Annotated in this window: 18 protein-coding genes and 1 pseudogene; 12 read left to right on the top strand and 7 right to left on the bottom strand. The window is 65.1% G+C overall.

The features are described from left to right. The first annotated feature begins 52 nt into the window (after positions 1-52). The 9 genes from glgX to ABDV78_RS00320 all read left to right on the top strand — a co-directional run bounded on the left by glgX (position 53) and on the right by ABDV78_RS00320 (position 14,243). Positions 53-2,155 carry a glycogen debranching protein GlgX gene (gene glgX, locus ABDV78_RS00360; RefSeq protein WP_343525152.1) on the top strand — a complete coding sequence of 701 codons (2,103 nt, stop codon included), beginning with the start codon at positions 53-55 and terminating at the stop codon, positions 2,153-2,155. Then, positions 2,152-3,846, top strand: a complete 1,695-nt coding sequence (gene treZ / locus ABDV78_RS00355; RefSeq protein WP_343525151.1) for a malto-oligosyltrehalose trehalohydrolase — start codon at positions 2,152-2,154, stop codon at positions 3,844-3,846. The genes glgX and treZ overlap by 4 nt, the downstream gene beginning before the upstream one ends. Further along, positions 3,831-5,741: a 4-alpha-glucanotransferase gene (malQ, locus tag ABDV78_RS00350; protein WP_343525150.1), complete on the top strand. Its 1,911-nt coding sequence runs from the start codon at positions 3,831-3,833 to the stop codon at positions 5,739-5,741. The genes treZ and malQ overlap by 16 nt, the downstream gene beginning before the upstream one ends. A gap of 27 nt (positions 5,742-5,768) precedes the next feature. Beyond that, complete coding sequence (treY, locus tag ABDV78_RS00345; protein ID WP_343525148.1) at positions 5,769-8,174, top strand: malto-oligosyltrehalose synthase; 2,406 nt, start codon at positions 5,769-5,771, stop codon at positions 8,172-8,174. Positions 8,175-8,177: 3 nt separating this feature from the next. Then, the gene (gene pncB / locus ABDV78_RS00340; protein ID WP_343525147.1) at positions 8,178-9,482 is read left to right on the top strand and encodes a nicotinate phosphoribosyltransferase; all 1,305 of its coding nucleotides are present in this window, start codon (positions 8,178-8,180) and stop codon (positions 9,480-9,482) included. After that, positions 9,479-10,063 carry a DNA-3-methyladenine glycosylase gene (locus ABDV78_RS00335; protein WP_343525145.1) on the top strand — a complete coding sequence of 195 codons (585 nt, stop codon included), beginning with the start codon at positions 9,479-9,481 and terminating at the stop codon, positions 10,061-10,063. The genes pncB and ABDV78_RS00335 overlap by 4 nt, the downstream gene beginning before the upstream one ends. A 96-nt stretch (positions 10,064-10,159) precedes the next feature. Next, positions 10,160-10,348, top strand: coding sequence for a hypothetical protein (locus ABDV78_RS00330; protein WP_343525143.1), 189 nt, complete (start codon positions 10,160-10,162; stop codon positions 10,346-10,348). Positions 10,349-10,433: 85 nt separating this feature from the next. Further along, positions 10,434-11,063 (top strand): TIGR02281 family clan AA aspartic protease, encoded by a 630-nt coding sequence (locus tag ABDV78_RS00325; protein WP_343525141.1) that lies wholly within the window; start codon positions 10,434-10,436, stop codon positions 11,061-11,063. A gap of 87 nt (positions 11,064-11,150) precedes the next feature. Further along, a complete protein-coding gene (locus tag ABDV78_RS00320) occupies positions 11,151-14,243 on the top strand; it encodes a PAS domain-containing protein (RefSeq protein WP_343525140.1) in 3,093 nt (1,030 codons plus the stop codon). 470 nt (positions 14,244-14,713) lie between these two features. On the opposite strand, the gene ABDV78_RS00315 is transcribed toward ABDV78_RS00320, so the two are convergent. From ABDV78_RS00315 to ABDV78_RS00300, 4 genes are read right to left on the bottom strand one after another with little or no spacing between them, the layout of a single operon-like run. Continuing rightward, entirely contained in the window at positions 14,714-16,042 is a 1,329-nt protein-coding gene (locus ABDV78_RS00315) for an ATP-binding protein (protein ID WP_343525139.1), read from the bottom strand. Next, positions 16,039-16,749, bottom strand: coding sequence for a response regulator transcription factor (locus tag ABDV78_RS00310; RefSeq protein WP_343525138.1), 711 nt, complete (start codon positions 16,747-16,749; stop codon positions 16,039-16,041). The genes ABDV78_RS00315 and ABDV78_RS00310 overlap by 4 nt, the downstream gene beginning before the upstream one ends. Positions 16,750-16,758: 9 nt before the next feature. Further along, positions 16,759-17,328, bottom strand: coding sequence for a gamma carbonic anhydrase family protein (locus ABDV78_RS00305; RefSeq protein ID WP_343525137.1), 570 nt, complete (start codon positions 17,326-17,328; stop codon positions 16,759-16,761). Further along, a complete protein-coding gene (locus tag ABDV78_RS00300) occupies positions 17,328-19,427 on the bottom strand; it encodes a malate synthase G (RefSeq protein ID WP_343525135.1) in 2,100 nt (699 codons plus the stop codon). Before ABDV78_RS00300 ends, ABDV78_RS00305 begins: the two co-directional genes overlap by 1 nt. A gap of 115 nt (positions 19,428-19,542) precedes the next feature. On the opposite strand from ABDV78_RS00300, the gene ABDV78_RS00295 reads away from it, so the two are divergent. Together ABDV78_RS00295 and ABDV78_RS00290 are read left to right on the top strand one after the other, a co-directional pair. Continuing rightward, the gene (locus ABDV78_RS00295) at positions 19,543-20,415 is read left to right on the top strand and encodes a LysR family transcriptional regulator (RefSeq protein WP_343525134.1); all 873 of its coding nucleotides are present in this window, start codon (positions 19,543-19,545) and stop codon (positions 20,413-20,415) included. Positions 20,416-20,497: 82 nt separating this feature from the next. Beyond that, positions 20,498-21,436, top strand: coding sequence for a DUF808 domain-containing protein (locus ABDV78_RS00290; RefSeq protein ID WP_343525132.1), 939 nt, complete (start codon positions 20,498-20,500; stop codon positions 21,434-21,436). A gap of 11 nt (positions 21,437-21,447) precedes the next feature. Here ABDV78_RS00290 and ABDV78_RS00285 read toward each other — a convergent pair whose 3' ends face one another. From ABDV78_RS00285 to ABDV78_RS00275, 3 genes are read right to left on the bottom strand one after another with little or no spacing between them, the layout of a single operon-like run. Then, the gene (locus ABDV78_RS00285) at positions 21,448-21,672 is read right to left on the bottom strand and encodes a DUF5818 domain-containing protein (RefSeq protein WP_343525130.1); all 225 of its coding nucleotides are present in this window, start codon (positions 21,670-21,672) and stop codon (positions 21,448-21,450) included. Positions 21,673-21,719: 47 nt separating this feature from the next. Continuing rightward, entirely contained in the window at positions 21,720-22,466 is a 747-nt protein-coding gene (locus ABDV78_RS00280; protein ID WP_343525128.1) for a GGDEF domain-containing protein, read from the bottom strand. Further along, a complete protein-coding gene (locus tag ABDV78_RS00275; RefSeq protein ID WP_343525127.1) occupies positions 22,399-24,693 on the bottom strand; it encodes a two-component regulator propeller domain-containing protein in 2,295 nt (764 codons plus the stop codon). Before ABDV78_RS00275 ends, ABDV78_RS00280 begins: the two co-directional genes overlap by 68 nt. Positions 24,694-25,131: 438 nt before the next feature. Between ABDV78_RS00275 and ABDV78_RS00270 the strand changes: the two are divergent. After that, positions 25,132-25,674 (top strand): annotated as a pseudogene (locus tag ABDV78_RS00270) (Gfo/Idh/MocA family oxidoreductase); the annotation flags it as partial. Between the last annotated feature and the right edge of the window lie 148 nt (positions 25,675-25,822).

Below are 25,822 nucleotides of genomic sequence, written 5' to 3'. Positions count from 1 at the left end.
CCCATGTTGACCGAACGGACAGTCCTTTCGCGACTTTTGCCGGAGAGCCTTCTTGACCGCATTGCCTGATCAGACCCTTGCCGGTTCCCCCTATCCGCTGGGCGCAAGCTTCGATGGCGAAGGGGTGAATTTCGCGGTCTTCTCCGCCAATGCCGACCGGATCGAACTGTGCATCTTCGATCCTCAGGGCAAGCGCGAGTTGAAGCGTTATACCCTGCCGGAATGCACGGACGAGGTCTGGCACGGCTATCTGCCGGATGTCGGCCCAGGCCTGCTCTATGGCTACAGGGCCCATGGGCGCTATAAGCCCGAGGCGGGGCACCGGTTCAATCCCAACAAGCTCTTGCTCGATCCCTATGCGCGCAAGCTTCATGGTGAGATCAGGTGGACCGACGCGCTCCATGGCTATCAGATTCGATCCAAGAAAGAGGATCTGAGCTTCGACAAGCGTGACAGCGCCGCGGCGATGCCCAAGGCGGTGGTCGTCGACGACCATTTCGACTGGTCCCGCGACGTGAAGCCGAACACCCCTTGGTCCCAGACCGTGATCTACGAAGCGCACGTCAAGGGTCTGACCAAGCTGATGGAACTGGTTCCCCCGCGCGAGCGCGGCACCTATGCCGCGCTTGGGCATCCGGCCGTCATCAAGCATTTGAAGCGGATCGGCGTCACCGCGATCGAGTTGTTGCCGATCCACAGCTTTACGCAGGACCGATTTCTCCAGGAAAAGGGGCTGCGCAATTACTGGGGCTATAACACACTCGGCTTCTTCGCGCCGGAACAGGCCTATTTCGCGAGCGATACACAGGATGAACTGCGCCGCGCGGTGCACAAGCTGCACAAGGCGGGGATCGAGGTCATTCTGGACGTGGTGTACAATCACACATGCGAGGGTTCCGAGAAAGGGCCCACCTTGTCATGGCGCGGGCTGGACAATGCCAGCTATTATCGCCTGGTCCAGGACCAGCCTCGCTACACGATCAACGATACGGGCACGGGCAACACGCTGAACCTGTCCAAGGCGCGCGTGATCCAGATGGTGACGGACTCGCTTCGCTATTGGGCGACGAGCTTCGGCGTCGACGGCTTCCGCTTCGACCTGGGTCTCACGCTTGGGCGAGAGGCGGACGGATTCGATCCGGGTTCGGCCTTTTTCGATGTCCTTCGCCAAGACCCCGTACTCGGCCGGTTGAAGCTGCTGACTGAGCCTTGGGATGTCGGGCCGGGCGGTTATCAACTCGGCAATTTCCCGCCCGGTTTTTCCGAGTGGAACGACAAGTATCGCGACACGGTACGCCGGTTCTGGCGCGGCGACCCCGGGCAGCGTGGCGATCTTGCGGCGCGGCTGGCGGGCTCCGGCGACCTGTTCGACCGGCGTTCGCGGCGCCCCTGGGCCAGTCTCAACCTGCTGGCCGCCCATGACGGCTTCACGCTGGCCGATACCGTCATGTATGAGGAACGGCATAACGAGGCGAACAAGGAAGACAATCGCGACGGCCATTCCGAAAATTATTCGCGCAACTGGGGCGCGGAAGGGCCGACCAATGACGAGAATATCAAGGCCGCGCGCGGGCGCGTGATGCGGTCGATGATGACCACGTTGCTCGCCTCGCTCGGTACGCCGATGATCGTCGCGGGCGACGAGTTCGGCCGGACCCAGCACGGCAACAACAATGCCTATTGCCAGGACAATGAGATAAGCTGGCTCGACTGGAAGGCTGCGGCCTCCGAGGAGGGCGAGACGATGATCGCCTTCACCGCGCGTCTGGCCGCACTGCGCCGCCGCTTCTCCGTCCTGCATGCGCCGCAGTTCCTGTACGGGCAGGATACGCCCGGCAACGGTATCAACGATATCGAATGGTGGGACGAACGGGGTGAGCCGTTGAGCGCGGAGGACTGGGACAACCCGGAAGGGCGCGCGCTGATGATGCGCCGTGCCACGGCCACCGAGGACGGCAAGGTCGAGGCGGTGTCGCTGCTCCTCAATGCCTCGCCCGATCCCATCCTGTTCAGCCTGCCCCCGCCCCATTCCGAACGAACCGTCCTGATCGACAGCGCCAAGCCCGAACAAGGCGAGATCGTGATCGAGGACAGCTATGAACTCGGGCCCCAAAGTGCGGCGCTGATCACCTGGCAGGACGTGATTTCCGAATGACGCATTGGGGCCCCGAGCTTCGCGAGGGAGGCGACGTCCGCTTCCGTCTCTGGGCGCCCGACCGGCAGGCGGTTGCGCTGGAGATCGATGGTCGCCCGTCCGTCGACATGGTGCGCGACGCGGAAGGCTGGTTCTCCGTCAGCGCCCCGGCACCGCCAGGCACACGCTATCGGTTCCGTCTGGATGGCGATCTTGCGGTGCCGGACCCGGCGTCCCGACTGCAATCGGGCGGCGTCCATGGCTGGAGCGTGATCGTCGATCCCAGCTTCGCCTGGAGCGCCACCGAATGGTCGGGCCGTCCTTGGGAAGAGATGGTGCTGATGGAGGTCCATGTCGGAACGCTTGGCGGCTTCGCCGGTGTGCGCGAGCGGCTGACGGCGATTGCGGCGATGGGAATTACCGCGATCGAGCTGATGCCGGTCAATGCGTTCGGGGGTACCCGCAATTGGGGCTATGACGGCGTGCTGCCCTATGCGGTCGCGGAGGCCTATGGTTCGCCGGCCGAGTTGCGCACGCTGGTCGACACCGCGCATTCGCTCGGCCTCTCGGTGTTTCTCGATGTGGTCTATAATCATTTCGGCCCCGACGGAAATTATCTGAACGCCTATGCGAGCGCGTTCTTCCACAAGGATGTGGACACGCCCTGGGGCGGCGCGGTGGCGGTGGACGCCGACCCGGTGCATCGCTTCTTCGTCGACAATGCGCTCATGTGGCTGCGCGACTATCGGATCGACGGCCTGCGTTTCGACGCGGTTCACGCGATCGACAATGACGGCTTCCTCGATCGCATGGCGCATGAAATCCGTGCCGCCCTGCCCAATCGTCACGTTCATCTGGTCCTGGAGAATGAGAAGAACGACGCCGAGCGGCTCGTCGCGGGGCGGTTTGACGCCCAGTGGAACGACGATTTCCACAATGTGCTGCATGTCCTGCTGACCGGCGAGACGAGTGCCTATTATCGCGATTTCGCGGATCGTCCGACGGAACGGCTTGCCCGATGCCTCAAGGAAGGCTTCATCTATCAGGGCGAGGGCTCACCCAATCACGATGGCAAACCACGGGGCAAGCCGTCCGGCATGCTGCCGGCGACCGCCTTTGTCGCGTTTCTCCAGAACCACGATCAGGTCGGCAACCGGGCGATGGGCGAGCGGCTGATCCAGTTGACCGACCCGAACCGCCTGCGCGCGGCAACCGCCCTGTTGCTGCTCGGTCCGCAGATTCCGCTGCTGTTCATGGGCGAGGATGAGGGAAGCGAGAGCCCGTTCCTGTTTTTCACCGATTTCCATGACAAACTGGCGGATGCCGTCCGCGAAGGGCGTCGGCGCGAGTTCGCGGGCTTCGACGCCTTTGCCGATGAACGGGCGCGTGCGCGCATTCCCGACCCCAATGCCCGGGCAACTTTCGATGCTTCGGTACCGTCACCCGGTCCGCAGGCAGGGGAATGGCGCGCCTTTTACCGCGAGTTGCTGGCACTGAGACGCGTTCATATCATGCCGCGCCTCAAGGGAGCGGTCGGCTTGGCGGGGGAGGTCATGGCCAATCGCGCCGTTAAGGCGCGCTGGCGGATGGCGGACGGAGCCTGCCTGACCATGCTGATCGACCTGGGCGACGCACCGCCACCTCTGCCGGACGAGGAAGGCAATCTGTTGTACCGAGAGGGCGATCGCTTTGCCGCATGGCTGACGCCATGAGCGATCTCGACCATCGCGCCCGCGCCGCCGGGCTGTCGCGAGAATGGCAGGATGCCAGGGGCCTCCAGCAGCGCGTGTCGGATGAGGCTCTGTCCGCGATCCTCGACCGGCTGGACGCATCGGCGAGCGAAATCCGCTTCCTGTCGGGCGAAGGGGATCATCCCATCTCGCTGCCGGAAGGGTGGCGAGCTGGATCTGCATCACTGGTTCTGGAGACCGGGGATCAACTCTCGGTCTTTCTGGAAGATGGCGATGGCGAGGTTCGCCTGATCGCCCCTTCCCGCCATGGTTATCATCGGTTGGAACAGGACGGCCGGTCCGTGACGGTTGCGATCGCACCGCCCCGCTGTCCGCCGCCGCCGATCGGACGCCTCTGGGGGAGCGCCGTCCAGATCCCGTCGCTGCGTGAGGGCGGCGGCGCCTATGGCGATTTCGCCAGCCTTTCACGCGCGGCTGAGGCGTTCGGCCGGGCGGGTGCGGCCGCTCTGGCGATCAGCCCCGTCCATGCGCTGTTCCCGGCCGATGCCGCGCGGTTCAGCCCCTATGCACCCTCCAGCCGGTTGTTTCGCAATGTCTGGCTGGCTCCCGCGGGAGAGGCGGTCACGGAGCAGGGCGCGCTGATCGACTGGGCGGGGGCCGCCCCGGATCGGCTGCGCGATCTGCGCGTCGCCTATGACGCGTTGTCTTCGGAGCAGCGGTCCGTATTCATGGCCTGGCGCGCGGAACAGGGTGAACGGCTCCAGGCGCACGCGGTCTTCGATGCGTTGCACGGCTATTTACACGTCCGCGACGGCGCAAGCGGCTGGCCCGCCTGGCCTGCGCCGTTCCACGACCCGGCAGGCGAAGCAGTACGGGCCTTTTCCGCGGACCATGAGGATGCCATCGCATTCTACGCCTTCGCCCAGTGGCGTGCCGAATGCGGCCTTCGCGATGCCGCCGAGACGGCACGTGGTGCAGGGATGCCGATCGGACTGGTCGCCGACCTCGCCATCGGCGTCGCATCGGACGGCGCGGACGCATGGAGCAGGCGCGGCGATCTGCTGACCGGACTCTCGATCGGCGCGCCGCCCGATCCGCTCGGCCCCAATGGCCAGAACTGGGGCATCACCGCCCTCTCCCCCTTCGCGCTTCAAAGGCAAGGCTTCGAACCCTTCATTCAAACACTTCGCGCCATATTCGCCCATGCGGGTGGGGTGCGGATCGACCACGCGCTGGGATTGTGCCGCCTATGGGTCATCCCGGAGGGCGCGGTCGCCGATCAGGGCGCCTATCTCGCCATGCCCTTCGACCATATGTTGCGCATCTTGAAGATCGAGGCGCACCGCGCCAATCAAGGCCGGGGCGCGATCGTCATCGGTGAGGACTTGGGCACGATCCCACCCGGCTTTCGCGACATCATGGCCGCCGCCGGGATATTGGGAATGCGCGTCCTGCCCTTCGAGCGTGACGACCATGGCGGGTTCAAGCCGCCCGAAACCTGGGATGCGGAAGCGATCGCGATGACCGCCACGCATGACGTCGCCACCGTCGCGGGATGGTGGAAAGGACGTGACCTGGAATGGCGCGCCCGGATCGCCGACCGCCCGGTGAACCCGGAGGATGCCGCGTGGCGCGACCGGGAGCGGTCATCGCTCTGGGCGACGCTGGGAGACGGTGCGATGCCCCCCGACGATCCCACGCCGGTGGTGGATGCCGCGATCGCGGCCGTGGCACGAACGCCCTGCCCGCTCGCCATCGTGCCGATCGAGGATTTGCTGGCGCTCGACGAACAGCCCAATTTGCCCGGAACGATCGACGAGCATCCCAATTGGCGTCGCCGTCTGCCCGACACGCTCTCCCCGCTGCTGGAGCGGCCGGATGTAGCGGCGCGGGTCGCCACGCTCAACGCCCGCTGACCCGTTCCCCGACAGAAGGACGCCGCCATGACGCCGCGCGCCACCTATCGTTTCCAGTTTCATAAGGACTTTCCCTTTGCTCGGGCCGAGGCGCTGTTGCCCTATCTCGACAGGCTGGGGATCAGTCATGTCTATGCCTCCCCCGTCACCATGGCGGCGGCGGGATCCACTCATGGCTATGATGTGATCGATCCCACCCGGATCAACCCCGAACTGGGCGGCGAGCCGGCATTCCGGTCGCTCTCACAAGCGGCGCGCGCGCGCGGCATGGGCGTGATCATCGATATCGTGCCCAATCACATGGGCGTCGCCGGCGGCGGCAATCGCTGGTGGAACGACGTACTGACGCGCGGCGAACAGAGCCGTTATGCGCGGTTTTTCGATATCGACTGGTCGCGCAGACTCGTCCTGCCGATCCTGGGGGAGAGCCTTGCCCGCGTGCTGGCGGAGGGGCAGATCACGGTCGAACGCCCGGATGCCCGTGCCGAGATCGTCGCCTATGGCGAACATCGCCTGCCGATCCGCGACGAGGATCAGGATGTTGCGGACACTCTGGCGCTGCCCGATCTTCTGGAGCGCCAGCATTATCGCCTGGCCTCCTGGCGGGTGTCGAACGATGAACTCAACTGGCGGCGCTTCTTCACGATCAACGATCTGGCCGGGCTGCGCGTCGAGGACGACGCGGTGTTCGAGGAAACACATGCCCTTTACTTCCGGCTCTATGCCGAAGGGCTGATCGACGGGGTGCGGATCGATCATGTCGACGGGCTGACCGATCCCGTCGGCTATTGTCGCAAATTGCGCGCGCGCTTCGATGCGATCGCGCGAGACGACGGCAACCGCGCCTATATCGTGGTCGAGAAGATTCTGGCCGCCGACGAGCCGATGGGTCGCGATTGGGGCGTCGACGGCACCAGCGGCTATGATTTCATGGAGGACGTCGCCGCATTGCTCCACGCGCCGGAGGGCGCGCGCCCGCTGGCCGACCTATGGGCGAAAGTGAGCTGGCGATCGGCCGATTTCGCGCCGGAGGAATTGCAGGCCCGGCAGGATCTGCTCGCCTGGCAATTCGCGGGTCAGTTGGACCAGTGCGTGGCGGCGTTTGCGGCGCTGACCGCCTCCGCGCCCGAACTGAGTGGCGTGATCACAACCGCGATGCTTCGGCGCGCGATCGAGCGGCTGCTGTGGGTCTTTCCGGTTTATCGCACCTATGGCCCCGACGCGCCTGCCACCGATGCGGCGATCCGCCAGAGTGTCAGCGCCCGCGTCGCACGGTTCGTGCCGCCGGGCGAAGGGTTCGTGGTGGACCAGCTTTTGGAATGGCTCGCCGGGGAAGGTCCTGGCGACGGCATTCGCAAGGGCGAAGCGGTTCGCCGGTTCCAGCAACTCTCCGCTCCCATCGCCGCCAAGGCGGTGGAGGACACGGCCTTCTATCGCCACGGTGTCCTCCTGTCGCGCAACGATGTCGGCTTCGATGCCGGGCGGATGAGCATGCCCATCGCCTCGTTCCACGCGCGGATGAAGGAACGCGCAGCCGACTTCCCGCATGCGATGCTGACCACGGCGACCCATGATCATAAGCGGGGGGAGGACGTCCGGGCGCGTCTGGCCGTCATCAGCGCGCTGCCGGACGAGTGGCGGCATCTGGTCGAGGCATGGCGTCGGGACACGCTGTCCCTGTCCGAGGGCGTCCACCCCGCCGATTGGTACATGCTGATCCAGACCCTGGTCGGCGCGTGGCCCGCGCCCGCCGAAGGGCATGACTTCTTCGAGCGGGTTGCGGCCTGGCAGGAAAAGGCGCTGAGAGAGGCCAAGCTCCGTTCGTCCTGGGAACAGCCCGACAGCGATTATGAGGAACGGTGCAACGCGCTGGCCAAAACCCTGATCGAGGGTGGGGCGGGCGCGCCGTTCCGCAAGGGGCTTACCCGCTGGCTGGCCCGGACCGAACCTGCCGCCTCGGCCAATTCGCTGGTGCAACTGGCCCTGCGTTATACCGTGCCGGGTATCCCGGATTGCTATCAGGGCACCGAATTGCCCGATCTCAGCCTGGTCGATCCCGATAATCGGCGACCGGTCGACTATCCCGCGCGCGAAGCGGCGTTGCAGGGGCGAACCCATCCCAAGATCGCGCTCCTGGCCGATCTGCTCGATGCCCGGCGGCGACATCCCGATCTTTTTGCCTGCGGCGACTATGACGCGCTGGACGTGACCGGCCATGGAAGGGACCGCATCATCGCCTTTGAGCGACGGCATGGTGACCTGACGCTTGCCTGCGTCTTCGGCTTGCGCCTCGCCCCCTTGATGGGCGAGGACGGTCGCATGAACTGGCGCGATACCCAGGTGATGATCGACGGTGCGCCCGTTGCAGTGGCGAAGCTGCTGAAGGCTTCGCCGGTCTGGTACGACATCAAGCGGCGCACGGCCGGGGGATAGGGAATGGCGGTCACAGATATCGCGACACGGACCTGGGACCATGGCTGGCGGCTGGACCCGATCATTCGCAGCCTCCTCGATACCGACTTCTACAAGCTGCTGATGCTGCAGATGATTCGGAACCTCTATCCGGATACGCACGCGACCTTCGCGCTTCACAATCGTACCCGGTCGGTCAGGTTGGCGGAGGTCATCGATGAGGGCGAACTGCGTGCCCAGCTCGACCATGCCCGCACGCTTCGCTTCACCAAGAAGGAGTTGATCTGGCTGGCAGGCAACAGCTTCTATGGCCAGACGCGCATGTTCGCGCCCGATTTTCTGGCGTGGCTCGCCGAATTCCAGTTGCCCGATTATGAACTCAGCCGTCGCGACGGCCAGTTCGAGCTGCGTTTTTCAGGCCCATGGTGCGCGACGACCATGTGGGAAATTCCGGCGCTCGCGATCGTCAATGAACTCCGCGCGCGCGCCGCGCTCCATCGCAAGGGCCGGTTTGCGCTCGACATTCTCTATGCGCGGGCCAAGGCCCGGCTCTGGGGCAAGGTCGAACGACTGCGCGCCCTGCCCGATCTGGCGATTTCGGATTTCGGCACGCGACGGCGACATGGTTTCCTGTGGCAGCGCTGGTGCGTGGAGGCCTTGAAGGAAGGTCTGGGCGATCGGCTGATCGGCACCTCCAACGTGCTGCTCGCCATGGACAATGATCTGGAGGCGATCGGCACCAATGCGCATGAACTGCCAATGGCGATCGCCGCGATGGCACGCGACGATGACGCGCTTCGCCAGGCCCCTTACCGCGTGCTGGCCGAGTGGCAGCAGCATTACCACGGCAACCTCCTGATCGTTCTGCCCGACGCCTTCGGCACCGCCGCTTTCCTGCGCGATGCGCCCGACTGGGTCGCCGACTGGACGGGCTTTCGCCCCGACAGCGCCCCACCGATCGAGGCGGGCGAGGCGATCCTGGAATGGTGGCGAACGCGCGGCCGCGATCCGCGTGACAAGCTGCTGATCTTTTCCGACGGCATGGACGTGGACACGATCGAGCGTACCTATCGCCATTTCAATGGTCGCGTGCGGATGAGCTTTGGCTGGGGGACCAATCTGACCAATGACTTTCGCGGCTGCGATCCTGACGGCCTTCCCGGACTGGAGCCAATTTCGCTCGTGGCCAAGGTCGTCGAGGTCGATGGCCGTCCCGCGGTCAAGCTGTCAGACAATCCCGCCAAGGCCAGCGGCAGTCCCGATGAGATCGCGCGATATTTGTCCGTTTTCGGCGACCAGGGACGAACCCGGCGCGATACCGAAGTATGAGGGCGATCCCTGCGAGCTTTTACAGCGGCGATGTCGATCGCGTCGCGCGCGATCTGATTGGTGCGACACTGCTGGTCGATGGCGTGGGCGGAGTGATCGTGGAGACCGAGGCTTATGATGCCGCCGATCCCGCATCGCACAGCTTCGTCGGGCGAACGGCCCGCAACGCGGCGATGTTTGGCCCTGTCGGCCATGCCTATATCTACCGCATCTATGGCCTTCATCTCTGCCTGAACATCGTGTGCGGCTCACCCGGCAGCGCCGTGCTGATCCGCGCGATCGAGCCGCTCCATGGGGTCGAACGGATGCAGGAGCGGCGGGGCGCGGCGATGCGTGTCAATCAACTCTGCGCCGGACCCGGGCGGCTTTGTTCGGCGCTGGGTATCGATCAACGGCTGGACGGTGCGTCGATGGCCTTGCCGCCCTTCGCATTGTTCGAGCGTGTCGAGCCGGTGTCGATCCAGACGGGGCCGCGCATCGGCATCACACTGGCGGCCGATCGGTTGCGCCGGTTCGGCGCAGCCGGGTCGCCTTGGCTGAGCCGCCGATTTCCCATCGCCTCTCCCTGCACCGCAGTATAGATCCACAGTACTCATCTTGCAGCGCAGCAACGTATTTTCTTGCCAACCACCATATTTATCGCGAGCCTCTCTTTGATAATAAAGAAGGACGAGTCGATGGAGTGGATCAAGGTCCTGGCGGTGATCGCCATGGTCTATGGAATCTGGGCGGCCTATCGATCCTTGGGTGCGCCGGTTCTTCACAATGGGAATCGATATTTTCGTCAACCGGACGGCAGCTTTCGCCGCTGGTATGGCGGGCGTCGCTTCAGTGCCGATGAACTGGGTGAAGCGGATAGAGGCTGAGCCACACCCGGTCAGCGCGGGTACAGATTGAATGCGCTAGTCCGGCCTGATCATCCTTGTTTTGAGGGTGGTAGAGGATGACGCGTTGACCTTTCCCGATCTTGGCATCCCGATGCCTGCACTATTGCTGGTATTTGCCGTTGTCTTCGCTGGCCTGATCGCGCGCCGGGTTCCCGTTCTACGCTTCGCCATCAATGTGGTGAGCGCGCTGTTGCTGGCGGGACTATTGCTGGCCGTGCTGCACCAGCGCGAACAGTTCGATCCCTATGTTCAACGCGCTATGCGGATCCTGAACCTTCAGGACCAGAGTGTTGTTGGCGACACGGTACGCATCCGCATGTCGCCCGATGGCCATTTCTGGGCGCGGGTTTCGATCGACGGGACCAGCCGCCGCATGCTGATCGACAGCGGTGCGACCCTGACTGCCCTGTCTGTCGATACCGCGAAGGCCGCAGGGCTCCGTCCTGCAGCGCCTATGTTTCCGGTCGTGCTCAACACCGCCAACGGCATGATCCGGGCGCAAACCGGGAGGATCGCCAGCCTGCGCATCGGCACCATCCGCGCGGACAGGCTGCCCGTGGTGATATCGCCCGCCTTCGGCGATACCGACGTGCTCGGCATGAACTTCCTGTCGCGCCTGAAAAGCTGGCGGGTCGAGGACAATATGCTGATCCTCGAGCCACACCATCCGCAGGGCGGCGCGGAACAATCCTGACGTCCCATGTGCTAAGCTGATGGACATCAATATGATCGGCACCATAGCCGATTGACTTGGCGGTTTTGCTTACCCATGCGTCAGCCCATGACTCTCTCCCTGTCGCGAACGCTGTCGCTGCCGGCACAGCTCGAACGATATGTCAGCCAGTCGCTTGAGGCGGGGCTGTATCCCGATGAGCAGGCGATGGTGATCGCCGCGATCGAGCGGCTGCGCGTCGATCAGCCCTTCTGCGATGTCGCGTCCTGGCTCATCGGGGGCGGTGAGTGTGGCGAGAGGGTGCGCGACCATGACTGGTCGAAGTCCTCGCTTGGCCCGATCGCGGGCTGGCCCGCGCCCCTGCGTGCGACGGTCGCCAATATCGTCCATTCGCCGATCGCCAAGGTGCTGATGTGGGGCGTGGATCATGTGATGATCTACAACGATGCCTATCGCGCCATTGCGGGGCCGCGCCACCCGGCGGCCTTTGGCGGATTGGTGCCAGAGGTCTGGCCCGAAATCTGGGATTTTAACCGCGACATTCTGGCGCGGGGATTCGCGGGCGAGGACTTCGCCTTTCATGACCGTCCGCTCGTGCTAACCCGTGCGGGCCGGCAGGAGAATGTGGTCTTCGACCTCTATTACACCCCCATCTACCTGGAACAGGGTCAGGTCGGCGGTGTGATGTGCACCGTGGTCGAGAATACCGGCCGGGTCGCGGCGGAGCGGAGGCTGGCCGAAAGCGAAGCGGAATTGCGGATCATCACCGACTCGCTGCCGATGCTGGTTGCCTTTGTCGACCGTGAAGAACGCTATCGCTTCGCCAATGACTATTACCGCGAATTCCTGGGCGTCGACCCGGAATCGATGCTGGGCGCGCGGATCAGCGATGTGCTGACCGAGGCCGATTATGCCGAGCGGAAACCCCTGATCGCGCGGGCGCTGGTCGGTGAGGCGGTGGTAGCGGACGTTCGCATTCAGCACCGTGACGGCACGCTGCGCCGGGCGGAAACGCGCTACTTGCCACGCCGGGACGAGAATGGCGTGGTGATCGGTTTCCATATCCTGGTCTTCGACGTGGATGAACGGATGCGCCATGCCGATGCGATCGAGCGGAGCAATCGTCGTTTCCGCGCCGCGATGGATGCGGTCCACGGCGTGCTCTGGACCAACAGCGCCGATGGCCAGATGGTGGGGGAACAGCCCGGTTGGGCGGCGATCACCGGGCAGAGCCGCGAGGAATATCAGGGCTTTGGCTGGGCGAACGCCGTCCACCCCGACGATGGCGCGGACAGCATCGCGGCCTGGAATCGCGCGGTCGCCGACAAGGCCATGTTCGTCCATGAACATCGCGTCCGGCGGCACGATGGCGTGTGGCGGACCTATGCCATCCGCGCGCTGCCGATCATCGGGGCGGATGGTGATCTGATCGAATGGGTCGGCGTCCATACCGACATCACCGAACAGCGCGCGGCCGAACAGGCCCTGCGCGATCAGGCCGATGTTCTCGCCCGGCAGGTCCATCACCGCGAACGCGCCGAGGCGCAGCTCCGCCAGCTCAACGAGACGCTCGAAAGCCGCGTGATCGAGGAGATCAGCGAGCGTCGACAGGCCGAACGCGCGCTGGCGCAGTCGCAGAAGATGGAGACGATCGGGAAGCTGACCGGCGGTGTCGCGCACGACTTCAACAATCTGTTGCAGGTCGTGTCGGGCAACCTCCAGCTTCTGGGCAAGGACGTAGCCGGCAATGCTCGGGCCGAACAGCGTGTCGCCAATGCGATGGCGGGCGTTTCGCGCGGGTCCAAGCTGGCGTCCCAGTTGCTGGCCTTCGGGCGGCGGCAGGCGTTGGAGCCCAAGGTCGTCAACGTCACCCGCTTCGTCCAGGGCATGGACGACATGCTCCGCCGCGCCATCGGCGAGGGGGTGGAGATCGAAACGATCGTGGGCGGCGGCCTGTGGAACACCTTCATCGATCCCGCCCAGATCGAGAATGCCTTGCTCAACCTGGCGATCAATGCGCGCGACGCCATGGACGGCCAGGGCAAGCTGACCATCGAATTGAGCAATGCGCATCTCGACGATGCCTATGCCCGCACGCATGAAGAGGTTACGCCCGGCCAATATGTCATGCTGGCGGTGTCCGACACCGGATCGGGAATGAGCGAGGAGATCATCCAGAAGGTCTTCGAACCCTTTTTCTCGACCAAGGGCGAGGGCAAGGGCTCAGGACTTGGACTGTCGATGGTCTATGGCTTCGTCAAGCAGTCGGGCGGCCATGTGAAAATCTATTCCGAGGTCGGGCACGGCACGACGATCAAGCTCTATCTGCCCCGGGCGATGGAGAGCGAGGATATCGAGGTCGCGGTCGATACCGGACCGATCACCGGCGGCACGGAAACCGTGCTGGTGGTCGAGGACGATGCCGAGGTTCGCGCGACCGTGGTCGAACTCCTGTCCGACCTCGGCTACCGCGTTCTGAAGGCGGTCGATGCGCAAAGTGCGCTCAACGTCATCGAGAGCGGCATTCCGATCGACATGTTGTTCACCGATGTCGTGATGCCCGGCACGCTCAAGAGCCCGGAACTGGCGCGCAAGGCCCGCGAACGACTGCCCGATATCGCGGTCCTGTTCACGTCCGGCTATACCGAGAACTCGATCGTCCATGGCGGGCGGCTGGACAAGGGGGTCGAACTTCTGTCCAAGCCCTACACACGCGAGGCGCTGGCGCGGAAGTTCCGGCACGTCCTCGCCAATCAGCGGCAGCGGCGCGTGACTGCGGCCGGAGGGGTGATCACAAAGGAGGATTCCGCCCCGACCGATGACGCCCCGCACCCGATTGCGGACGGCCGGACCATATTGCTGGTCGAGGACGATGATCTGATCCGTGCCAACACGGCCGAAACGCTGCAGGAAGCGGACTTCATCGTCGTTCACGCCACGACCGCGGAAGAGGCGATGACCGCCTTCCAGACCGCGCAGATCGACGTGCTGGTGACCGACATCAACCTGCCCGGCGAGTCAGGGATCGAGTTGGCGCGGCGGGCGCGGCAATTGCGTCCGAACCTGTCGGTCGTCTTTGCCACCGGGGATGGCGGGATGGCAACCGAAGCCGCCGACATGGACGCTGTACTGCTCGCCAAGCCCTATACGGTGACGCAGTTGGTTGACGCCATCCGCGGGCGTCTGGCGATTGCGGGGTAGGCGGTCCGCCCCTGAGGTCGGACCGCCTACCCCCTTCGACCGGGCTCATGCCTGAGGGGGGAGGCAGGGGAGCCCTTACGAAACATTAAAAGCGTTAGCGGGCCTTCCAGCCCTCGATCGCGGCGAACGTGATGATCACGGCCAGCACGAGCAGGGCACCCTGCAATTCCAGTGCGGTCAAATCGAACTCCATCGTCATCGCTCTTCTCCCGAAAGATGTCAGAGTGAAAAGTCACCCGGCCGCTTGTCCGCGAAGGACCTCGCCGGGTGGCGGGTGATCGTCGCGAGGGATGTCCGATCAGCGCCCACGGCCCACCCTGATGTGGTGCGGTACACCCCGACATGATCCGGTCACCGCGACGGCGCAACGGGTTTGGTCCAGGGTGTCGTTCATCGGCGCGGCATTCCTTTCCTTCACGGATAGGAGATACGCCTCTAACTTTGCTGCCGTGCAGCGTATTGATGACAAATCATTTCCGGCAGTGCGGAAGGCAGATTTCGGCGCAGAGACCACCTTGCGGACGATTGGCGAGCGTCAGTTCGCCGCCCTCCTGCGCGACCACGCGGGCGACGATCGACAGGCCGAGGCCGAAGCCCACCGTGTCGCGTCGACGCGCGGTGTCGAGCCGGACAAAGGGTTCCAGCACCAGCTCCAGTGACTCCTCGGGAATGCCGGGCCCGTCATCCTCCACCCGGATGCGCACCGCATCGCGTCGGTCGGCACTCAGGCTGATGACGGCACGCTCGCCGTAGTGAAGCGCGTTCTCCACGAGGTTGGTCAGCGCGCGCTTCATACCGAAGCGCCGCAACCGACAGTCGAAATGGTCGGGCCCCTCATAACGGACGTCGCGACCATGATCGGCCGCATCGTCGGCAAGATTGGCGCAGAGAATGGCGAGGTCGGTCAGTTCCGGCTGCTCGACATCCCCTTCCCCGCCCAGAAAGGCCAGAAGCGAGGAAACCATCGCCTCCATCTCATCGATGTCGGTTCCGATCGCTTCGCGCACGTCGGCGTCATGGATCGCATCCGCGCGCAGCCGAAGCCGGGCGAGCGGGGTGCGCAGGTCATGCCCCACCGCAGCCAGCGCGCGAGTCCGCTCGTCGATCAGGCGGCCGATACGCGCCTGCATCCGGTTGAAGGCGCGCGTCACGTGCCGCACCTCCCCCGGCCCCCGTTCGGGCACGATCAGCGCAGCACCAGCACTCCCCTGCCCGCGTCCCAGCTTGTCCGCCGCACGGGCCAGCATCCGCAGGGGATGTAGGATGCGCCCGATCAAAGCGCCGCTTACCAGCATCAGCGCGATCGCGGGGATCAGTGCCAGCAGGACCCGCCCCAACGCCAGGTCCAGGGTACGCAGCCCCTCCCTCATCCGAAAGCTCAGGAGGGAGCCGTCATCCAGCGCCAGGTCGCCCGACACCACCGATGTCCGCCCCGGAGAGGTCAGCCGCAAATGCATGTCGGTCGATGCCAGCGACGGTTCCCAATCGACGATCTGGCTCCTCATCCCGTCCATCGCCGGCGCGATGGGAGGACGAGGTGGTGTCTCGGCCGACCAGCCGATGATGTACCGGTCCGTGGTCAGTTCGCGCGTGGCCTCAAGCCGTTCGACAGGCTGACGCTCGTTCAGGATGCGCCGCGCGACGACCAGATGCTCGGCCAGCCGGCGAGCCTCGTCATCGCGGACCAGCACATGGCTCGCGCGTTCGTACAGATAGGTGGAAACCGCGAACTCGATCGTGACCGCCAGCAACAGGATCGCGACGATCCGGCCCAGCAAACCGACCGATGGCCGGATCACCGCCGCTCCACCGGCACGTTGAGCATATAGCCGACCCCCCGCACGGTGACGATCGGGGCGGCCCCACCGGCGCCGGAGAGCTTGCGGCGAAGCCGGCTGACCAGCACGTCGATACTGCGATCCGAACTGTCGCCGATCCGCGCCCGCGACAGTTCGATCAGACGCTCACGCGCGACCACACGCTGCGCATTGTCGAGGAACGCGACCAGCAGATCGAATTCGGCACCGGTCAACTCGACCTGCGCACCCGATGGCGACATGAGTTCGCGGCGAGGCAGGTTCGCGGTCCAGCCGTCAAAGCCCAATATCCCCGCCTCGCGCTCGCCCGGCGTGTTCTCCAATCCCCCGCGTCGCAGCACCGCGCGGATGCGGGCGACGAGTTCGCGGGTGCCGAATGGCTTGGCCAGGTAATCGTCCGCGCCCAGTTCCAGCCCGACGACCCGATCGACCTCGCTTCCCCTGGCGCTGATGAAGATGATCGGGACGCTGCTCTTCTGGCGGACCTGCCGACACAGATCGATCCCGCTCGTGCCGGGCAGCATGATGTCGAGCAGGATCAGGTCGATCTGCCCGACCTCCAGCGCCTGCCACATTTCGGGTGCGGCATTGGCGAGTTTGACGGCGAATCCATTCTCCTGAAGCGCGCGTGCGGTCAGGGTGCGGAGGGCGGGATCGTCCTCGACGATCAGGATGGTGGGCGGGGTCACGCCACTTGGCTAGGCAGGTGACGGCCCGGCGTCAACGGCCGCACCGGACTGATCCTCGTCAAGCTGCTGGAGACATGCGGTATATTGCTGCGCACGCTCGGCATATCCGGTCGCGGATCGACGCAGGCGGGCGGCATCCTCCGGCGCAAGCGTACGGACGACACGGGCGGGCGCCCCGACGATCAGGCTGTGCGGCGGAAATATCTTTCCCTCGGTCACCAGCGCCCCCGCCCCGACCAGCGAGCCCTCGCCGATCATCGCGTCGTTCAGGATGGTTGCGCCCATCCCGATCAGGCAACCATCCCCGATCGAGCATCCGTGCAGGATCGCGCGGTGCCCGATCGTGCAATCGTCACCGATGGTCAGCGGGCTGCCGGGGTCGGAATGGAGGACCGCGCCGTCCTGGATATTGCTGTTCCGCCCGATGCGGATCGGCGTGTTGTCGGCGCGCAGCACCGCGCCGAACCAGATGCTCGCCCCCGCCGCCACGACCGCTTCGCCGATGATGTCCGCCGAAGGGGCCACCCACGCGGTGGGATGCAGGGCCGGACGGCGATCGGCAAGCGCGTAGAGGGGCATCAGGCGGCCTTTTCAAATGTCTGCTTGGCCTGTTGGCGAAAGCGGTGGAGCAGCGGTTCGGTATAACCGTTGGGCTGGACAACGCCCTCGAATATCAGCGCCCGTGCCGCCTGGAAGGCCAGATCGCGGCGGCCCGCCATCGGGCGATAGGCGGGGTCATCGGCATTCTGGCGATCGACCTTCGCCGCCATGCGTTCGAGCGTCTCCTCGACCTGATCGGCCGAAACGATACCGTGCAACAGCCAGTTGGCAATATGCTGGGCCGAGATGCGCAGGGTGGCGCGGTCCTCCATCAGGCCGATATCGTTCAGATCGGGCACCTTCGAACACCCCACGCCCTGATCGATCCAGCGCACGACATAGCCGAGCAGACCCTGTGCATTATTGTCCAGTTCCGCGGCGATATCCTCCGCGCTCCAATCCGGCGACGGGGCGATAGGCGGGGTCAGCAGGCGGTCAAGCGACGCGATCGCTTCCCCGGCCCGCTCAGCCTGTCGCCGTGCCACGTCGACCCGGTGATAATGGGTCGCGTGCAAGGTGGCGGCGGTCGGTGACGGCACCCAAGCGGTCGACGCGCCCGCCGCCGGATGCGCGCCCTTCTGTGCCAGCATGTCCGCCATCCGGTCGGGTGTGGCCCACATGCCCTTGCCGATCTGCGCCCGCCCTGCAAAGCCGCAAGCAAGGCCGATCTGCACATTGCGGTCCTCATAGGCCGCGATCCAGTCGCTTTCCTTCATCGCACTCTTCCGAACCATCGGCCCGGCATGCATCGCGGTGTGGATCTCGTCGCCCGTCCGGTCGAGGAAGCCAGTGTTGATGAAGACGATACGGTCCTTCACCGCATGGATACACGCCGCCAGATTGGCGGATGTCCGGCGTTCCTCGTCCATCACACCGATCTTGATCCTGTGCCGGTCCAGGCCCAGCATATCCTCGACCGCATCGAACAGGCGGTCGGCGAAGCCCGCTTCGTCGGGACCGTGCATCTTGGGCTTCACGATATAGATTGAACCGGACCGGCCGTTTCGGCGTGGTCCGCCCTGGCCGTCGCGCATCGCGATCAGACTGGTGACGATAGCGTCCAATATGCCCTCGGGGACCTCTGCCCCATCGGGCAGCAGGACGGCTGGCGTGGTCATCAGATGGCCGACATTGCGAACGAACAACAGGCTGCGCCCCGGCAGCGTGAAGGCCGTACCGTCGGGCGCGCGATAGGCGCGATCTTCCGCCAGACGCCGGGTAATCGTCCGGCCGCCCTTTTCCAGCTCGGCCATCAACGTGCCGTCGATCAGGCCCAGCCAATTGGCATAGCCCGCCACCTTGTCCGCCGCATCGACCGCCGCGACCGAATCCTCCAGGTCACAGATGGTCGTGATCGCCGATTCGAGCAGGATGTCGGCGATCCCCGCCGGATCGGTACGTCCGATCGGATGCGTCCGATCGACCACGATCTCGATATGCAGCCCATGGTGGCGGAACAACCAACCCGTCTGGCTCCGCCCGACATAAAGGCCGGGTTCGTGAAGGGCGGCCACGGCGCTCTCCAGATCGGTTATGGTCCTCCAGCTTCCCGCGATCGGCAGGGCTTCGTCCAGAAACGCCCGCGCCCACGCGATCACCAGCACGCCGCGCCCGGCATCATAGTCGGGCCCCTTGAGGGGCGGCGCAATCGCGTCCGTGCCGTAGAGCGCGTCGTACAGGCTGCCCCAGCGCGCATTGGCGGCGTTCAGCAGGAAGCGCGCATTGAGCATCGGCACGACCAGTTGCGGCCCGGCACACCGGGCGACCTCATCATCGACATGCTCGGGCGCGATGGTGAAAGGCGCCGGATCGGTAGCCAGATAGCCGATCTCGCCCAGAAAGCCACGCTGCGCCCCGCCGTCGGTTGAGCCGCCGCCGCCCTGATACCAGGCATCGATACGCGCCTGAAGCGCGTCGCGACGGGCGAGCAGCGCGGCATTCTCCGGCGCGAAGCGAGCGAAGATGTCCGCCATGCCTCGCCAGAACCGATCGGGCGCAACGCCACTGCCCGGCAGGGCGCGCTCCTCCAGAAAAGTGACCAGCGCCGGAGCGATGGACAATCCATGGCGGTCGATCATCAGACCCTCTCCCAAGCGTAAAGCCGACATGGCCGGTGAAGGCCCAAGATTAGGCGATCGCCAGCCCCTTCGGTAGATGCCATAATCATGAGTCTGTCGATCGCTGGAGGAACGAATGGATCCCGACATCGCCCTGTTTGTCGACGTGGTGCGCGCAGGCAGTCTGGCGGGTGGCGCACGGGCCTGGACACTCTCGCCGGCGATGGTGTCGAAACGGATCGCCCGGCTGGAGGCGCGGCTTGGCGTCCGGCTTCTGCATCGAACGACCCGGCGGCTCGCCATGACGGAGGCGGGGGCGACATTCCATGACGAGGTGGCGCCGCTGATCGCCGGGCTGCGTGCGGCAGAGGCGAGGCTGGCCCATGCCGGTGACGAGCCCGCCGGGCCACTCCGGGTCACCGCACCGACCTCGTTCGGGCGGCTCTGGATCGCACCCTATCTGCCCGCCTATCTCGACCGTTATCCCGCGGTGCGACTGGACCTCGACCTGTCCGACGATCAGGTGGATCTGTTCGATCGCCGCGTCGATCTTGCCATCAGGATCACCGCCGGTCCGCCACCGGGCCTGGGGCAATATCGTCTTGCCGACAACCACCGGGTGCTATGCGCAAGCCCCGCCTATATCGCGCGGCATGGCATGCCGGAGACGCTGGACGAACTGGCCTCGCACCGGCTGATCGCCGCGAACGGCCAACTTCCCTGGCGTCTGGCGGGACGGACGATCACCGGCGAAAGCTGGATAAAGACCAATAGCAGCGATGCGGTGCGCGAACTGGTGCTGGCCGGGGCCGGCATCGGGCTGCGGTCCCTGTGGGACATTTCCGGTGCGCTGGCGGACGGGCGGCTCCTGCGCATTCTCCCGCCGCATCAGGGATCGGTGGCGGTCGGCATCTGGGCGCTCTACGCGCCGCAGGGCGCTCCGGCGGCGGTGCCTGCCCTGATCGCCCATCTGGCCGAGCACTGGCGTGACCTGGACTGGAAAGGATGACATCGTCGTCATTTTCCCGTGCATACGTGGCGGACAGCTTATAGGCAGAGCGCACGAACAACAAAGGGAAGTGGGACGGTCGATGGCAGGGGGTCTGGTCGCATTGCTCGACGACGTGGCGGCGATCGCCAAGCTGGCAGCGGCATCACTGGACGATGTCGCCGGCGCGTCGGCGCGGGCCGGGGCGAAGGCCGCGGGCGTGGTGATCGACGATACCGCCGTCACGCCGCGCTATGTCGTCGGTCTGGCCCCGCAGCGGGAACTGCCGATCATCGGCAAGATCGCGCTAGGTTCGCTGCGTAACAAGCTGTTGTTCCTGCTGCCCGCCGCGCTGCTGCTCAGCGCTTTCGCACCCTGGGCGATCACGCCGATCCTGATGGCGGGTGGCGCGTTCCTCTGCTTCGAGGCGAGCGAGAAGATACTCGAAAGCCTGACCGGCAGTCATGACGCGGACGAGGCCGTCGCCGAGACCGATCCCAAGCTGCTGGAGGATCGACAGGTGTCGGGGGCGATCCGCACCGACCTGATCCTGTCGGCGGAGATCATGGCGATCGCGCTGTCCGAACTGCCCGATCTGTCGATCGGCACGCAGGCGATCGCGCTGGCGGTGGTCGGTATCGCCATAACGGTCGGTGTTTACGGCGTGGTGGCCGCGATCGTGAAGATGGACGATATCGGCCTCCATCTCGCGCAGCGAGACAATGCGATCGCGCAAACGGTCGGGCGCGGGCTGGTCAAGGGCATGCCGTACCTGCTGCGCATCCTGGCCATCGTGGGAACCGCGGCGATGATCTGGGTCGGGGGCGGAATCATCGTTCACGGCATGGAAGAATTCGGGCTTACCACCCTCCCCCACCTGATCCATGACGCCGCCCATCATGCGGGCGAGACAGTCGGCGCGGCCGGGCCGGTGGTCGCCTGGATCGTGGGGGCGATCGGATCGGCGATTGTCGGGCTGGTGGTCGGCGCGGTGATCGTCGGGATCATCCACATCCTGCCACGCAAATCGTCCGCTCACTGATTATCGTCCGCTCAGAAGGAGCGGATGCCCTCCGCTTCCCACAGCGTCTCGCCAAGCGGGCGTCCGGTCAGCAGAACGGATTTGCCGACATGATCGACGGGTACCCGGGGCATCCGAAGCTCGATCACGCGGCCGTCATCGCATTGCAGGACGAACGCGCCCGCCTGCCGAACCAGGCGGCCGGTCAGTGTGTCAGGCCCGGGCGGGAGCGGATCGATCGATGCGGGTATGGGCATGGACAGGCGAACGGCGCTGCTGTCCCGATGGTTCCCGTCAAACACCGCTAGACCAACAGGTGGGCCGCCGCATCCGTGGCAAGCTCAATACGATTGCGACCGCCTCGCTTGGCACGATAAAGTGCCTCGTCCGCCCGGCGGATCAGTTCGGCGACGGTTTCGCCTTCGCGCCAGGCCGCAACGCCCGCGCTCATCGTCACCCCGATGAAGTGGTCGGCCGTGGCGATCGGCGAGGCGTCCATGTCCTCGCGCAGCCGCTCGACGATGGCCTCTGCATTACCGAGCGAGGTGTCGCGGAACAGGATGGCGATTTCCTCTCCACCATAGCGCGCGACCTGGTCGTCGGGCCGCACGTCGCGCTCGATCCGTGCGGATACCGCCACCAGCACGGCATCCCCGACGCTGTGTCCATACTGATCGTTGATGCGCTTGAAGTGATCGAGATCGAGCAGTGCGAAGGAAAAGCCCTGGCCTAGCCGCCGCCCCCGTTCGCAGGCCGCGTCTATCGCGGTCATCAACGTCCGGCGATTGGCCAGTCCGGTCAGCGGATCGGTATTGGCCAGGCGATCGAGCTGTGCATTCGCCACGCGCAACGCGCTCGTCCGCTCCTGCACCATCGCCTCCAGCACGCACGCGCGGCGTCGGACGACCGCCGCGACCAGCCAGAAGGCTCCGCCGAGCGACACCAGCACCAGCGTGACGATGGCCAGCCTTGCAGGCCATGTCTCATACCATTGGGGGTCGACCTCGATCGATATCGGTCGCGTGATGGTCTGCGCTGCGAGACCCGGCACCCGATATCGGTCGCGTGATGGTCTGCGCTGCGAGACCCGGCACCTGCGCGCGCAATTGCAAGGTATACCTCCCTGCCGGGAGGTTCGTATAGGTGGCACCGGCGGGCGTTCCCGCCGGAATCTCCATCCATTCGCGGTCAAACCCATCGAGGCGATAGCTGTAGGTGATCTCTTCCGGCGCGTCATAGTCGGTCAGTGCAAAACCGAGCCGCAGCGTTCGCCCGTCCCGCCCGAGCCGCAGCGTCGGATTGCGCAGCGCCGAGTTTATAGGCAGTCGCCGCCCATCCACATGCGCCTCGCTGACGATCAGGTTCGCTCCCTCCGCCTCACGCTGCCGCTTGAGAAGAGTCTCGGGTTGCAGCACGGTCAGCCCCGTGGGCGATCCGAAGAGAAGCGAGCCGTCGGTCATCCGCGCCGCCGCGCGCTGGTTGAAGGCGCGAATGGTCAGGCCATCGCGGCGGCTCATGGCATGGACATAGCGCGCCGCCGGGTCGATGACGGAAATGCCGCCGGCGCTCGCCGCCCAAACCCGGCTGCGACTGTCGAGCACCAGCGACGCCACATTGTCGCCCGACAGGCCATGCGCCTCGGAAATCGCGCGGAAACGCCATCCGCTTTTCGTCGACTGTCCGAAGGCGACTCCGCCATAGGTGCCGACCCATAGATTGCGGCCCGCTGACACGATCGACGCCGTATAGTCCTGGGGCAGGCTGTCTGGATCGTTCGCGCGATTGGCATAGTTGGCAAACCGTCCACTCGCCACGTCAAGCCGCCCGATCCCGCCAGGCGTCGCCACCAGCACCTGCCCGTCGCCCGCCACGACGATATTGATCACCTCGTTGTTCGGCAGCGATCGGGGGTTGGCAGGATCATGCTCGTACAAGGTCACCCGGCCGGTCGCCTTATCGCGCGCGTAAAGCCCCTTATATGTCCCGATTAGCAGATGGCGCCCGGTTTCGGCGAGCGAGATGACGGGCAGTCCGCCGAGTTCAGGAATGGGAACGTCGTGCTGCGCCAGGGTGATCGGGTCGATCGCGACCAGACCCCGCGCACCGACCAGGATCGACCCGTCGGATGCGTCGATCAGCGCCTTGATGTCCTGTCCCGAATGATGACCATTCAACGTCAGGTGGCGAACGCGACCCGCATCCCGATCCAACTGGTCGATCGCCCCGCTGCTGAGACCCAGCCAGATCCGGCCGCGGCGGTCGATCAGGATTCCGCGCACATTATCGTCACTGAGCGAAAGGCGCGCATTCGTCATCGCCGATCCAATTCGCAGGACGGCATCGTCGCGACGGCTTGCCCGCGAGGCCCCCAGTTCGGTCGCCGCCCACACGCCGCCATTTCCGTCGAGCGCCAGCGAGCGCACCGTGTCGCCAGCTAGCGAAAAGGGGTTGGCGGGAATCCGGCGCAATGCCGTCACGGCCGAGGGCCGGGAGGGATCGACCAACACGATGCCCATCCCGTCTGTGCCGATCCAGACACGGCCTTGCCGATCCTCCAGGATCGCCCGGATGGTGCGATGTCCTATCAGCGGTGCATTGCCCGCCAACATCGGGTCCTGCCGAAACGACACCTGGCTGCCCCCACCCGTCGATCGGAAGATGCCATCGGCCCCCGTCCCGACCCAGAGTTGACCGCGCCGGTCGCGCATGATCGCCCATACATCGCCCGTCAGCCTGTTGCCGGCCAGTGGCACCGGATCAAAGCGATGTGCGCCAGGACGCAGGACCCAAAGGCCCTGCTCGCACCCGGCCCACAGGGTTCCGTCGGGGTCCCGGTGGACGGCGAAAGCGCCCTGATGCTGCCCATTCGCGGATGGGATGGCACTTTCCGCCATCGGATCGATCGCGTCGGAACTCGCCAGATATCGATGGACCCCACCGTCCGACGCCACATAGGCGCCCCCCGCGCCGTCCGAGGTGAAGCCGAATATCCGCGAACCGATATGGCCCCGCATGGCCTTCAGCCGGACGAAATAGCCTTTTTGCGGATCGTAACGCGCCAATCCACCGACATTGGTTCCGACCAGGACCCCGCCATCGGGCAGCGCGATCAACGCACGAACATAATTGTCGGGTAGCGAGTGTGGATCGACCTGGACCTGCTTGAACACGCGTACGCGCTGCCCATCATAGCGGGTCAGTCCCCCGCGCGTTCCGATCCACATCGTTCCGTCCCGCGCCCGGGCGATCGCGGTCGTCGTGATATGGGGCAACCCCACCGACTCACCGAGATTATCGAATGACGTCCAACGCCAGGCCGACCAGGGGTCGGCGGACATTGCGAAGGCCTGCAGGGGCCAAACCATAAAAAGCAGGCAAATCGCCGAAGAAAGGATTCTATCGCGCTTCATTCCACCATCCGTCGGCGGATACCTTAGGCAAGATCAAATAAGGTCGGGTTAATCGTCGTACCCCCTGCGTTCACGCGATTGTAAGTGTCCGCCCATCACCTTCGGATCGGCCAGATCATCCCTCGGCCTGACAAACACCGGAGAAGAAGCGGCCGAGCGTCATCCCGTCGGTCTCAGAAATCCTTTCGCAGCAAAAGCCCCGCATAGCGCCGGTCGTCACGCGGCACGAAGCGCACGGTACCGCCAAAAGTGCCGTCGATGTTGCAGCTGACCGGTGCGCCGACCGGGCAGTTGAAGTTGCGGATGGTCGCAGACGCCCGCTGGATCGTCGATCAGGCGGCAGGGCGTTCGCGCCCCTTCTGGACGGGGATGGAATATCGCTTCATGCCCCCGGCCGTTGCCTTCATCACCACCATTCACGCCGGACGCGTCGGCCAGCTCCGCATGCTCTCGATCCGCGAACATCGCTTCCCCTTCCTTCCCAAGGTCGGCGACTGGAACCGCTTCGCCCGCAACACCGGCGGTACGATGGTGGAGAAATGCTGCCACCTCTTCGACCTGATGCGTGTGACCGTTGGGTCTGAGCCGGTGCGAGTCTATTGCTCGGGCGCGATGGACGTGAACCATCAGGACGAGCGTTATGATGGTCAGAAGCCCGACATCATCGACAACGGCTTCACCACCATCGACTTTGCCGACGCGGTTCGCGGCGATGGAGCGGTTCAGGTTTCCGCGCAGTATGGCTTGCGTGCGGTTGCGATGGGTGTGGCGGCGAAAATCAGCGCCCGGGAGCACCGGGTGGTCGAGATGGACGAGATTGACGGGTGGCCATACACCCCACCCATCTGATGTCTGTCAGAGGATCACGATATCCGCAGCCATTCCTCGGTCCCGACAGAGGTCGCTCACGGAAAAGTCTGCGTTACCCATTCGTGCAGCTACGACATTGCATATGGGCTGCATCGAAATTGGACAGCGAAGCGTTGATCGAAGGCGA

Source organism: Sphingomonas sp. (assembly GCF_039594485.1).
In the GTDB taxonomy this organism is placed as follows: domain Bacteria; phylum Pseudomonadota; class Alphaproteobacteria; order Sphingomonadales; family Sphingomonadaceae; genus Sphingomonas.
Note: the sequence above shows the minus strand (reverse complement) of the source record. Positions and strands in the feature narration are given on the sequence as shown.

Bases quoted from the DNA above. Each gene is read 5' to 3' on its own strand.
- treZ (WP_343525151.1), top strand. From the start codon at position 2,152: ATGACGCATTGGGGCCCCGAGCTTCGCGAGGGAGGCGACGTCCGCTTC.
- malQ (WP_343525150.1), top strand. From the start codon at position 3,831: ATGGCTGACGCCATGAGCGATCTCGACCATCGCGCCCGCGCCGCCGGG.
- treY (WP_343525148.1), top strand. From the start codon at position 5,769: ATGACGCCGCGCGCCACCTATCGTTTCCAGTTTCATAAGGACTTTCCC.
- pncB (WP_343525147.1), top strand. From the start codon at position 8,178: ATGGCGGTCACAGATATCGCGACACGGACCTGGGACCATGGCTGGCGG.
- ABDV78_RS00335 (WP_343525145.1), top strand. From the start codon at position 9,479: ATGAGGGCGATCCCTGCGAGCTTTTACAGCGGCGATGTCGATCGCGTC.
- ABDV78_RS00330 (WP_343525143.1), top strand. From the start codon at position 10,160: ATGGAGTGGATCAAGGTCCTGGCGGTGATCGCCATGGTCTATGGAATC.
- ABDV78_RS00320 (WP_343525140.1), top strand. From the start codon at position 11,151: ATGACTCTCTCCCTGTCGCGAACGCTGTCGCTGCCGGCACAGCTCGAA.
- ABDV78_RS00305 (WP_343525137.1), bottom strand. From the start codon at position 17,328: ATGCCCCTCTACGCGCTTGCCGATCGCCGTCCGGCCCTGCATCCCACC.
- ABDV78_RS00300 (WP_343525135.1), bottom strand. From the start codon at position 19,427: ATGATCGACCGCCATGGATTGTCCATCGCTCCGGCGCTGGTCACTTTT.
- ABDV78_RS00295 (WP_343525134.1), top strand. From the start codon at position 19,543: ATGGATCCCGACATCGCCCTGTTTGTCGACGTGGTGCGCGCAGGCAGT.
- ABDV78_RS00290 (WP_343525132.1), top strand. From the start codon at position 20,498: ATGGCAGGGGGTCTGGTCGCATTGCTCGACGACGTGGCGGCGATCGCC.
- ABDV78_RS00285 (WP_343525130.1), bottom strand. From the start codon at position 21,672: ATGCCCATACCCGCATCGATCGATCCGCTCCCGCCCGGGCCTGACACA.